Here is an 11,871-nt window from a genome sequence, read left to right on the forward strand (position 1 = left end):
GAAGCAGGTTTACGGGCAATGCGCGATGAGACTTTATGACGCACCCGGCGGAACGTAATTACTTACCGCCCTCTCCCGCTTGCGTCGTGCTACGGTTATTGAAGTTGCAGTTGTGGTTCCCAAGAACTTCACGCGCTCTTGTCGGTTGTATGCCGGTGGGTGCGGTTTTGTATTTCCGGTACTCATCCCGGACGGGGTAATCATCACGGCGACGTTGGGTGCGCACAGTGCGTATCCGCGGGTTACGCCCCCAAGGAGACTGACATGGCTACTGGAACCGTGAAGTGGTTCAACTCGGAAAAGGGCTTCGGCTTCATCGAGCAGGACGGTGGCGGCGCTGACGTCTTCGCCCACTACTCGAACATTGCCGCCCAGGGCTTCCGCGAGCTGCAGGAGGGCCAGAAGGTGAACTTCGACATCACCCAGGGCCAGAAGGGCCCGCAGGCCGAGAACATCACTCCTGCCTGATCTCGCCAGACGTTCCACGCAGCTGGGGCCCGCACCTTGGGGTGCGGGCCCCGGCTCGTTGGCGTTTCCGCCCGTGCGGGACGGTGTCGTCCCCGGGTCGGTTCGCTTTCACGCCTGATTCATCCGGCGTTTCCCGTTCTTCCACAGGAGTTCCGCTCCCGGATCTCCTGTTTCTGTACGTAATCCGTTCATCGGCTCGTTCTTGCGATTCTGGGCGTCCTTTCGGTCGTCGCTGTCCTCAGAGAATCCCTCGATACGTGCCCATCGAGGAAGGTTCTGCATGAACCGCGATCGCACGCCCCGCTCGAACGACAGGTTCTCCCGCACCCGATCCGGTGGTTCCGCCCCCTCCTTCGGTGGTGGCTCCGGCGGTGGCTCCGGCTTCGGCGGCGGCTCCCGGTACTCCGGCGGCGGCCGTCCCGGTGGCTCCGGTGGCTCCGGCGGCGGGCCCCGCCGCTCCGGTGGCTCGGGCAGCCGCAGGCCCGCCGGCAGGAGCGAGTTCGCCCTGCCCGTCACGATCAACCCGGGGCTCCCGGCGATCGAGGCATTCGAGGACATGGAACTGCCCGCGCCCCTGAAGGCGACGCTCGTCGCCGAGGGCGTCACCGTGCCGTTCCCGATTCAGGCGGCCACCCTCCCCAACTCGATCGCCGGACGCGACGTCCTCGGTCGGGGACGCACCGGTTCCGGCAAGACGCTGGCCTTCGGCCTCGCCCTGCTGGCCCGTACCGAAGGCCGCCGCGCGGACGCCCGCCGACCGCTCGCCCTGGTCCTGGTGCCCACCCGCGAGCTGGCGCAGCAGGTGACCGACGCGCTCACCCCGTACGCCCGGTCGCTGAAGCTGCGGCTCGCCACCGTCGTCGGCGGCATGTCGATCGGCCGCCAGGCCAGCGCGCTGCGCGGCGGTGCCGAAGTCGTCGTCGCCACGCCGGGCCGGCTCAAGGACCTCATCGAGCGCGGCGACTGCAAGCTGGACCGGGTCACCATCACGGTGCTCGACGAGGCCGACCAGATGGCCGACATGGGCTTCATGCCGCAGGTCACCGAGTTGCTCGACCAGGTGAACCCGGAGGGGCAGCGGATGCTCTTCTCGGCCACCCTCGACAAGAACGTCGACCTGCTGGTCCGGCGCTACCTGCACGACCCGGTCGTGCACTCCGTCGACCCGGCCGCCGGTGCCGTCACCACGATGGAGCACCACGTGCTCTACGTGCAGGGCGCCGACAAGTACGCCACCACCACGGAGATCGCCGCCCGCGAGGGCCGGGTGATCATGTTCCTGGACACCAAGCACGCGGTGGACCGGCTCACCGACCACCTGCTGGCCAGCGGTGTCCGGGCGGCCGCGCTGCACGGCGGCAAGTCGCAGCCGCAGCGCACCCGCACCCTGGACCGCTTCAAGACCGGGCACGTCACCGTGCTGGTCGCCACGAACGTCGCGGCGCGCGGCATCCACGTCGACAACCTCGACCTCGTCGTGAACGTCGACCCGCCGAGCGACCACAAGGACTACCTGCACCGCGGTGGGCGCACCGCGCGCGCCGGTGAGTCCGGCAGCGTCGTCACGCTGGTGCTGCCCAACCAGCGCCGCGAGATGACCCGGCTGATGCAGGACGCCGGTATCACCCCGCAGATCGCCCAGGTCCGGTCCGGCGAGGCCGAGCTGAGCCGGATCACCGGCGCCCGGACCCCGTCCGGCGTCCCGGTGGTCATCACCAGCCCGCTCTCCGAGCGCCCGAAGTCCGGCGGCAAGTCCCGCGGCGGTGCCTTCATGGGCCGCGGCCGGGGACCGGGCGCCGGTGCCCGCACGGGTACCGGCCGGGCCCGCCGCACCGACCTGCCGACGCCGGAGGCACGCGCCGCCGCTGCGGTGCGCCGCACCAACCGCGCCGCGTAAGCAGCTCGCACCTGCGAAGAGCGCCCCCCGCCCGTCCGGTCCTCGTGACCGGGGGGCGGGGGCGCTCGTGCGTGCGGGCGCGGTGTCAGGTCTTCCGGGCGGCGGTACCGGCCGTGCCCTCCACGTCCAGGTGCGGCAGCAGGCGGTCCAGCCACCGGGGAGTCCACCAGGCGGCCCGGCCCAGCAGGGTCATCACGGCGGGCACCAGCAGCAGCCGTACGACGGTGGCGTCGATGAGCACGCTGGCGGCGAGGCCCAGGCCCAGCATCTTCACCACGATGTTGTCGCTGATCAGGAACGCCGCGAAGACGCTCACCATGATCAGCGCCGCGCAGGTGATGACCCGGGCGGTGATCTCCAGCGCGTGCGCCACGCTCCCCCGGGGATCGCCGGTGCGCAGCCATGCCTCGTGGATGCGGGAGAGCAGGAAGATCTCGTAGTCCATGCTGAGCCCGAAGACGATCGCGAACATCATCATCGGGACGTAGCTCTCGATCGGCACGTCCCCCGACACGCCGAGCGCCGGGCCGCCCCAGCCCCACTGGAAGACGGCGACCACCACCCCGTACGAGGCGGCGATCGAGAGCACGTTGAGGACCGCCGCCTTCACGGCGACGAGCAGGCCCCGGAAGACGACCAGGATCACCAGGAACGCCAGCCCCACCACCACCAGGATGATCAGTGGCAACCGGCCGGCGACGATGTCGAGGAAGTCGACCTGCGCCGCCGTGGTGCCGGTGACGTACGTCTTCGCCGGGTAGCCGGCCACGGCCTCCGGCAGGACGGTGTCGGTCAGGTCGCGGGTGAGGGCGGTGGTCCGCTCGTCCTGCGGGGCCGCGACGGAGTACGCGGTCGCGGTCAGCACGTCCCCGTCCGAGGTGGCCGTGAGCGGGGTGATCGTCGCGGCGTCGGCGACCCCGGTGAGGGCCTTGCCCGCCTGCGAGGAGAGCGCCGCCCGGTCCGCCTGCGCCACGCCGCTCACGTCGATCACCAGCGTCAGCGGACCGTTCGAACCGGGGCCGAAGGCGGACGACATCAGGTCGTACGCCCGCCGGTCGGTGAACGACTTCGGGTCGGCCCCGTCGCCGATGTGCCCCAACCGGATGAAGAACAGGGGGAGGGCGAGCACCGCCAGCACCACCACCCCGCCGGCCAGGAACCACCAGGGCCGCCGCTCCACCCGCTCCGCGTACCGATGCCACCCGCCGTGCGCGGTCGCGCCCGGTGCCGCGGCCGTCTCGGCGATCGGGGGACGGACCCTGACCCGGTCGATGTGCCTGCCGATCAGCCCGAGGAGCGCGGGGAGGAGGGTGAGCGCCCCGAGCACCGCCGTGACCACGGTGACGGCCGCCGCCAGCCCCAGCTTCCCGATGAATCCGATGCCGGACACCCAGAGCCCGGAGAGCGCGATGATCACGGTGCAGCCCGAGAGCAGCACCGCCCGCCCGCTGGTCGCGGCGGCGTTCCCGGCGGCGGTGGCCGGATGCTGCCCGCCGATGAGGTTCTGCCGGTGCCGGGTGACCAGGAAGAGCGCGTAGTCGATGCCGACCCCGATGCCGATCATCGTGGCGAGGGTCGGCGACACCGTCGCGAACGTCCACACCGATGCCGACAGCCCCAGCAGCGCCAGTCCGCAGACCGCGCAGAACACCGCCGTGACCAGGGGCAACAGAGCGGCGAGCAGGCTGCCGAAGCCGATCAGCAGCACCAGGATCGCCACGCCGAAACCGATCGCCTCGCTGGTGCGGTCGTTCGCCTCGGGGCGCGCGAGTTCGCCGAGCGGACCCCCGTACTCCACCTGGACCCCGGCCGAACGCAGCGGCTGCACCGCCTGGTCCACACCGTGCAGGTACGCCGGGCCGAGCGTCGAGGGCTGCACGCTGAAACGGACCGTGATGTACGCGGTCTTCCCGTCCGTGGAGAGCGGTCCGGTGTCCGGGGTCCCGGTGGGCGGCGGGGTCGGCCGGGTGCCGGGCGGTGGCAGCGGGTTCTGGACGGAGAGCACGTCGGGGAGCTTCTGGAGGCTGCCGACCGCCGAGGAGACCTGGTCGGAGAGGTCGGTGAGGGGCTTGTCCGCGTCGTGCAGGACGACCTGGCCGCTGTACCCGCCGGCGGACGGCGCGTGCGCCTCGAGGACGTTCAGTCCGTCCTGGGACTGCGTACCGGGGAGCGAGAAGTCGTCGGAGTAGTCGCCGCCGTACGCGTGGACGAGCGCCTGGAGCCCGGCCAGCGCCACCACCCACACCACCAGCACGATCACGGAGTGCCGGGCGCACCACGCACCGAGGCGCCGCAGCCCGCCGGTGGGGCGCTCGGCCCAACCGGCGCGGCGCGGGGACGGGACGGACGGCCGGGCCTGCGACGACGGCATGGGGCCTCCTGGAAACCTCCTGGACGACATGTCATTGAAAGCGGGGCGGGGCGGCTACGGCACGTGGAGGCGGGGGAACGGGTGATGAGACCTGGAGAAGCCCGCACAGGGGTGGGCGTGGCGGCTCCGTCCCGTACGACCGTGCAGGTCACCGGGGTGCGGCGGCGTCCGGCCCCGGCCCCGGCGTCACCCGGTTGCCCGGCCCTCCTGCGAAGTCCGGCGGGGCGACGCAGGGTGGACCTCATGTGGTCCCGCCGACTGGCCGTAGGAGCCGTACTCCTGACGCTGGCCTTCCTGATACTCAGGGACGGCCCCGCCGGGCATGCCCCTCCCGAGCGCGCCGCCGCCGTCGCCCCCGAACGGATACGGGTGCCCGCCGAACCCCGGATCGTCAGCCGCGCCGACTGGCACGCCGACGAATCGATCGTGAAGGAGAAGGCGCAGTACACCGGCGCCGCCCGGGCCGTTTTCATCCACCACACGAACAACGGCAACCGGTACGACTGCGACGACGCCCCGGAGATGCTGCGGGCGGTCCAGTCCGACCACGTGAACGACGAGGGCTGGGACGACATCGGCTACAACTTCGTCGTCGACCGCTGCGGCACCATCTACGAGGGCCGCGCCGGCGGAGTCACCCGCTCGGTGCGCGGCGCCCACACCAAGGGCTTCAACGCGGACACCGTCGGGATAGCCGCCCTCGGCACCTTCTCCGACCCCGACACTCCCGTACCGCAGCCCATGCTCGACGCCATCGAGCGCATCGCCGCGTGGAAGCTGCGCCCCGGCACCGACCCGCGCGGTGAGGTCGTCCTGGTCTCCACCAACAGCGAGAGCCTCTACCCCAAGGGCAACTCCGCCGACCTGCACGTCATCTCGGGCCACCGCGACAGCTACGGCACCGACTGCCCCGGCGACGCGCTGTACGCCAAGCTCCCCGAGATCCGCGAGCGGACCGCCGCCCTCCGCAAGGCCGTCAGCGGCAGCGCGGACCTGCTCCCGGCCGGGACGCCGGCGCGGAAACAGGCCGCGGGGCGGTGAGGGTGAGGCGCCTTCGGTGGTCTCAGCTCTCGGCGCGTTCCGCCGCGCTGCGCTCGACGCAGAACTCGTTGCCCTCCGGATCGAGCAGCGTCACCCACCCGGCGCCGCCGGGCTTGCGGTGGTCCTCGTAGAGCCTGGCTCCGAGACCGATCAGCCGGGCCACCTCCTCGTCGCGGGTCCGGTCCTGGGGCTGGAGGTCGAGGTGCAGCCGGTTCTTGACGGTCTTGTGGTCCTCGACCGCGATGAAGAGCAGCCCGTGTCCGGCGGCCGTGACCGTCGCCTCGGGGTCACCCGGAAAGTCGTCCTCGGCCAGTGCGCCGCCCAGCGCGGCGGCCCAGAAGCTCGCAAGTTCGTACGGATCGGCGCAGTCGACGGTGATGTGACGTATCGCGGAAGTCATGGGGCCACCCGATCACGGGGTGGGGCCGGTGCGCAGGGGTTGTTCGAGATGGAGGCCGGCTCAGTCGACTCCAGTGAGGACGACAAGGCGGACCAAGGGGCGCCCTTACGTGGCGGGTGACCGCTTTCCCGTGGACGTGCGGGAGGCCGCCCGGCGACGCCACACGATCCGAGACCCGTACGCCGCCTGAGACGACCCGCCCCCGCACCCACCCCCCTTCTCCGGAGCCCGCCGGCCTCAGATGCGGTGGACCGTGTGGAGCGCCGTCGCGTAGGTGCCGGTGCCGTCGAGGAGCGAGGCGCCGCCGAGGTCGGACATGGTGGGGCCGTTGCCGGTCTTGCGGCTGGAGAGGAACCTGCGCTTCCCGGCGGAGTCCGGGCCGAGGTAGATGCCGACGTGGTCGACGGTGGCCGTCACCGTGTCGTCGCCGGAGTCGGCGTTGAACAGCAGGAGGTCCCCGGGCTGGAGTTGCTCGGCGGCGGGCGGGTTCGTGCCGTCCGTCCGGTCGATCCGGGTCCCGGGCGTGTAGTCCGCCATGTGCCGGGACTGGCGCGGGATGCGGGTCCGCGAGGTGTCCTCGCCGGCGGCCACGGGAACGCCCATGTGGTAGCCGTAGACCATGCGCGTGTAGCCGGAGCAGTCGAGGTTGCCTGCCTGCCGGGTGGACGGTCCGGTGGAGGTGCCGTCCGGGAAGGTCCAGCCGATGCCCATGTACTCGTGGAAGTCGGCGCCCTCGTAGCGGTACCCCCGCGGGTCCAGATAGCCGTAGCCGGCCTCGCCCATGACCTGGCTGCCCGTCGCCGGGGTCGCGGAGGTGGTGACGCGAGGGGCTCCGGGGAGGAACGCGGCGGCGTGGGAGAGGACGTCGGGGGCCGGGGACCCCGCCCAGCGGCGGACGGTCTGCTCCAGGGCGGACGTCCAGTTTCCGTCGAAGGGCGCGGTCAGGACGCGTACCCAGCTGTCGTGGGTGACGGTCGGAGGCTGCTGCCAGGTCGCGGCGTCGACCTGGAAGCGGCTCACCACCAGGGTCACGGGCAGGTTCGCGCAGCCCTGGTTGGCCAGTGCCCTCAGGCCGACCCGGCCCTTGGCGAAGGTGGTGTCCGTGACGTCCGCGGCCCAGGCGGCGGGCTCGGCGGTGTCCGTTCTCCACGCCTTGACCTGGATGCGGGCGCCTTCACGGCGGACCCGTACCGTCCACTCCGTGCCGGCCGGAACCCCGGTGGCGAGCGTGGTGGCCGCGGTCAGCTGGGTGACCGTGTCCGCGACCTCCTTCTCGACCCGCAGTTCGACGGTGCCGGTGGTCAGGAAGGAGAGCCTGGCCCGGTAGTTGTTGTGGGTGTCCTGGTAGCCGAAGGACAACGCGTAGGAGCACGCCTGGCCGGTGGGCACCTTGTCGAATCCGGCGGTCGAGCGGACGTCGACGTCGGTGATCCCGTCGTCCCGCAGGGTGGCGTGACGGCTGGCGTAGTCGGTGGTGAGGGCGATGGCCGCGCTTCCCGGGACGACCGAGTAGTCGGTGTCGACGGGTCCCAGCGTGGACCAGCTGCCGCCCGCGGGGGAGGTTCCCCAGTACGCGCGGTCCGCGACCGGGAGATCCGGGTCCGGGAGCGTGCGCCGGAAGTCGTCGGCGAAGGGCTGTTTGTTCTCGGTGAAGGTGCGCCGGGGACCCGCCAGGACGACGGTGCGCGCGCCCCGGGTCAGGACGGCGATCCGCCGGGAGCCGGAGGTGACCTCCAGGCGCTCGGGCGTGCCCGGCACCACCGCGGTGGTGAGGGTGCCGAGGGAGACGTCGGTGAAGTAGGCGGGGTCGATCGGCCCGAGCGTGACCGAGGACCGGGGCGAGCCGAGCGAGGCGGAGGCGGCGGACGACGTGGCCGGAACCGTGGACGGGGGCGAGGCCGCGGCGCTCGTGGCGCCGAGCGGGACGGCGGCGGCGCCTGCGAGAGCGGCAAGTACGGTGCGGCGGGACGTGGTTGACATGCGGCCATGATCCACCGGGAACCGCCTGCCGCAACCCGCCTGCCGTGCCCCGCCTACCGCGCCCGCGCCTCTTGCGTGCCGCTGTTCCTGGCGTAGTGGTGGGCGGCGGCGACGGAGGCCAGGAGTTCGGCGTCCAGGACGGACGGGTCGGCGAGCCGGGTCGGGGCGGCGTACGAGGCGAAGAGGGCCTTGGTCACGCGGAGGGCCGACTCCGGGCGGCGGACGACCGGCTTGACCCACTCGCTGACGGCCCGGTCGAGTTCGGCCTCGGGGACGACCTTCTGGAGGACGGAGAGTTCGTACGCCTCCTGGGCGTCGAAAGCGCGGCCGGTGAGGATGAGTTCGCGGGCGCGGGCGGCGCCGACCTCGTTGATCAGGCGGGGGAGTACGCCGCCCCAGGCGGTGGGCAGGCCGAGGGCCAGTTCGGGGAGGCGGAAGGTGGTGGTGTCGGCGCCGACGCGCAGGTCGCAGGCGAGGGCGAGGGCGAGGCCGGCGCCGATCACCTTGCCCTGGACGCGGGCGACGGTGACCGCGGGGTTGCCGGAGAGCGCTTCGCAGACGCGGCGGGCCTTGTCGGCGGCGATCCGGATGCCGTTCCCCGTGGGGTCCTCGTCGAGCCAGTCGGCGAACTCGTTGCGGTCGCCGCCGAGGCTGAAGTCCTTCCCGGCTCCGCTCAGGACGAGGACGCGTACCCCGGGGTCCGGTACGGCGAGGACGGTCAGCAGGTCGTCCAGCATCGCCTCGCTGACCGTGTTCCCCTCGTCGGGCCGGTGCAGCTCGATCCGCAGGACGGATCCCTCGCGATGCGTGCGCACGGTGGCGGCGCGGCGTCCGTAGGGCGAGAGGAAGTCGGAGAGCGGGAGTTTCATGTCGTCACATTCATATCGTCACGCCGAGCGAGGTCACACGGCGGAAGACCATCCGGGAGGCGTACGCGGCGGGGGTGGTGACCCGGAGATCCGGGAAGCGGTCGAGGAGCTGGACGAGGAGGGAGCGGGCCTCCAGCCGGGCGAGGGCCGCGCCCAGGCAGTAGTGGACGCCACCGCCGAAGGTGAGGTGGTTGCCCCGGCGCCCGATGTCGAAGGTGTGCGGGTCCGCGTTGCGGCGCGGGTCGTGGTTGGCCGCCCCGTACATGACGTGGACCATGGCGTCCTTGGGGATCGTGACGCCCGCGAGTTCGGTCTCCGCGGCGGCGACCCGGGTGTTGATGTGTATCGGCGGGTCGTAGCGGAGCACCTCCTCCAGCGCGTCGTCGATCCGCTCGGGGTGCGCGCGCAGTTCCGCCCACCGCTCCGGGTCGCCGGCGAGCAGCGACACGAGGGAGGAGAGCAGGGTGGCGGTGGTCTCCAGGGAGGCGATGGTGACGAACATGGTGAGCCGGTAGAGGATCTCGTCGGCCGCCTCCCGGTCCGGTTCCATCGCGTCCCAGGTGTGGATCCAGCCCGTGAGGACGTCGTGGGCGGGGTGGTCGCGGCGCTCCTGGACGAGCTGGGTGAAGTACTTCCGCAGGTGCGCGGTGGCGTCGGCGGAGACGGCAAGTTCACTGCGGGTCGGCAGCAACTCCTGGGCGTGCACCTGGTTGTGGGTGATGTCCAGGATGTGGTCGTAGTCCTCGGCGGGAATGCCGAGCCAGCCGCCGATGGTGGAGATCGGGAGCCGGTCGCTCACCAGGGAGACGAAGTCGGCCTCGCCGCCGCCTTCGAGGGCCTCGGCGAGGTCGTCGAGCAGTCGGCCGGCGTGCTCCTCGACCTGCGGGGTGAGCCGCTCGATGGTCGTACGGTCGAAGAGGTTGCCGAGGCTGCGGCGCTGGCAGGTGTGCTCCGGGGCGTTGAGGCGAGCCAGGGTCTTGGTCATCTCCCGGGTGGCGACGGCGTCCCAGCGTCCGGCGTCCTCCTGGCGTTCCTGCCAGGCGAAGTCGGGGGCCAGCCAGCCGCGCCCCTTGAGGACCTGGTTCGCGGAATCGAAGCCGGTGACGAAGTACCCGCCCCAGGGAGCGGGGACCACGTCACCCATGGCTCTCAATTCCGCGAGCAGGGGATAGGGATCTCCCTGCCCTTCCGGTGATTTGAGTTTCCGGAGAAGGGCCACGAGTGCCCGGCGGTCGACGACGGGCTTGCCTGCGCCACTGCTCGCGCTCACGGAGAGTTCCTATTCCTGGGCTCTTGGTTACCGCCCAGAACCTACCCGTGGGCATATCCCGGTCATGCGCCGATCATTGTCGGTCATGTCACAGGGATATGCCTCAAGAATGGTCAATTCATACCCGGAAGACATCAAGGAATGAACTCCACCAACCCTTGCTCTTCTTCGTGGTGTCGGCAGCATGGTGACGGGGCGTCACCTGCGAGGGTTCCGCCGAGACGCGTGGGGCCGTGGTCGCCTGATGATGCGTCACGCCGTGACGGGCCGCGGTCGGGGTGAAGACCACCGGCAGGGAGACCAGCGCCCGGTGGAAGGGCCCCGGCCGCCACTCGACGGCCGACGGGTGCACCGCCAGAGCGATGTCCGGTACGGAGTTGAGCACCTTCTCGATGGCGGTGAGGGCGATCAGCTGGGCCGGGGACTTCGCCGGGCACACGTGCGGGCCGGCGCCCCAGGCGAGGTGGGCGCCCTTCGCCATGGTCTCGCGCGCGGCGTTGAGGTCCGGGTCGCTGTTGGCCGCGGCGAAGCTGATCAGGACGGGCGTACCGGCCGGCAGGATCATGCCGTTCAGGTCGACGTCCTGAACGGGGAAGTGTGTCGCGTAGTTGGCGATCGGCGGGTTGTTCCAGAGCACCCCATCGATGGCGTCCTCGACGAGGAGCCCACCGCCGCGGTGACCGGGGCCCTGACCCGTGTCGCCCGACAACATGGCGAGCAGGGCGTTGGCTATCAGGTTGCGCTCCGGCTCGACGCCCGCGCCCATCAACATGACGAGCTGGTCCTTCAGCTCCTCGTCGCTGAGCCCGGCCGGGTGCTGGATGAGCCAGGAGGTGATGTCCTCGCCCGGCTGCCGCCGCTTGAGGGAGACGAGCTCCATCAGGCACTCCGTCAGGCGGGCGTTGGCGCGCAGCACGTCCTCACCGTCGAAGATGGCGGACATGTCACGGGTCAGCCGGTCGCCGATGTCGCCGGGGCAGCCGAAGAGCTGGTTGAAGAGCAGCAGCGGCAGCAGCTTCGCGTAGTCGCCGAGGAGGTCGGCGCTGCCCCGCTCGATGAACTGGTCGACGAGGTAGTCCCCGATGCGCTCCACGTCCCGCCGCAGCCGGCTGGGGTTCAGCCGGGCGAGGCTCTCGGTGACCGCCTTGCGCAGCCGGAGGTGCTCGGTGCCGTCCGTGAAGAGGCAGTTGGGCCGGTACGCCATCATCGGCAGTACCGGGCTGTCGAGCGGAACCTGTCCCTCGCGCAGCGCCACCCACCGCCGGGAGTCCCGCGCGAAGAGCGACGGGTTCTGCAGGACCCGGAGCGCCGCCTCGTGCTGGACCACGAGAGTGGCCTCCACACCGGGGGCCAGCTCGATCGGTGCCGCGGGGCCGTGGGCGCGCAGCGCCTCGTACACGCGATGCGGATCGGCCGCGAACTCCGGGCCGTAGAGCGACGTCTGCCGCCCCTGGTGCATCGGGCACCCGGAGGGGGCGCCCTGCGGGTTGGCTCCCGGCGACGGGTCCATGTCTCTTCCTCGGTGTGAAGTCGGTGTGAGGTCGGGCCGGAACAGGCCCGTGGGGGGTGGGGCTC

9 protein-coding genes are annotated in these 11,871 nt (G+C 71.4%); 3 read left to right on the forward strand and 6 right to left on the reverse strand.

Going from position 1 to position 11,871, the window contains the following annotated elements:
- Positions 1 to 264 precede the first annotated feature (264 nt).
- Both ACFYPN_RS17370 and ACFYPN_RS17375 read left to right on the forward strand, forming a co-directional pair.
- Positions 265 to 468 carry a cold-shock protein gene (locus ACFYPN_RS17370; protein ID WP_266706811.1) on the forward strand — a complete coding sequence of 68 codons (204 nt, stop codon included), beginning with the start codon at positions 265 to 267 and terminating at the stop codon, positions 466 to 468.
- Between the two features lie 280 nt (positions 469 to 748).
- Positions 749 to 2,365, forward strand: a complete 1,617-nt coding sequence (locus ACFYPN_RS17375; RefSeq protein WP_358761409.1) for a DEAD/DEAH box helicase — start codon at positions 749 to 751, stop codon at positions 2,363 to 2,365.
- An 85-nt stretch (positions 2,366 to 2,450) separates the two neighbouring features.
- On the opposite strand, the gene ACFYPN_RS17380 is transcribed toward ACFYPN_RS17375, so the two are convergent.
- Positions 2,451 to 4,736 (reverse strand): MMPL family transporter, encoded by a 2,286-nt coding sequence (locus tag ACFYPN_RS17380; RefSeq protein WP_358761408.1) that lies wholly within the window; start codon positions 4,734 to 4,736, stop codon positions 2,451 to 2,453.
- A 243-nt stretch (positions 4,737 to 4,979) separates the two neighbouring features.
- On the opposite strand from ACFYPN_RS17380, the gene ACFYPN_RS17385 reads away from it, so the two are divergent.
- Positions 4,980 to 5,777, forward strand: coding sequence for a peptidoglycan recognition protein (locus tag ACFYPN_RS17385; RefSeq protein WP_358761407.1), 798 nt, complete (start codon positions 4,980 to 4,982; stop codon positions 5,775 to 5,777).
- Positions 5,778 to 5,799: 22 nt separating this feature from the next.
- Here ACFYPN_RS17385 and ACFYPN_RS17390 read toward each other — a convergent pair whose 3' ends face one another.
- From ACFYPN_RS17390 to ACFYPN_RS17410, 5 genes are all read right to left on the reverse strand, one after another.
- Positions 5,800 to 6,177 (reverse strand): VOC family protein, encoded by a 378-nt coding sequence (locus ACFYPN_RS17390; RefSeq protein ID WP_358761406.1) that lies wholly within the window; start codon positions 6,175 to 6,177, stop codon positions 5,800 to 5,802.
- A gap of 237 nt (positions 6,178 to 6,414) precedes the next feature.
- On the reverse strand, positions 6,415 to 8,157 hold the full coding sequence (locus ACFYPN_RS17395; protein ID WP_389299079.1) for an NlpC/P60 family protein: 1,743 nt from the start codon (positions 8,155 to 8,157) through the stop codon (positions 6,415 to 6,417).
- Between the two features lie 53 nt (positions 8,158 to 8,210).
- Positions 8,211 to 9,026, reverse strand: coding sequence for an enoyl-CoA hydratase/isomerase family protein (locus tag ACFYPN_RS17400; RefSeq protein ID WP_389299082.1), 816 nt, complete (start codon positions 9,024 to 9,026; stop codon positions 8,211 to 8,213).
- Positions 9,027 to 9,036: 10 nt separating this feature from the next.
- Entirely contained in the window at positions 9,037 to 10,170 is a 1,134-nt protein-coding gene (locus ACFYPN_RS17405; RefSeq protein ID WP_389299424.1) for a cytochrome P450, read from the reverse strand.
- A gap of 244 nt (positions 10,171 to 10,414) precedes the next feature.
- On the reverse strand, positions 10,415 to 11,806 hold the full coding sequence (locus ACFYPN_RS17410) for a cytochrome P450 (protein WP_358761402.1): 1,392 nt from the start codon (positions 11,804 to 11,806) through the stop codon (positions 10,415 to 10,417).
- Positions 11,807 to 11,871 lie beyond the last annotated feature (65 nt).

This window comes from Streptomyces sp. NPDC005576, from assembly GCF_042871745.1.
In the GTDB taxonomy this organism is placed as follows: domain Bacteria; phylum Actinomycetota; class Actinomycetes; order Streptomycetales; family Streptomycetaceae; genus Streptomyces.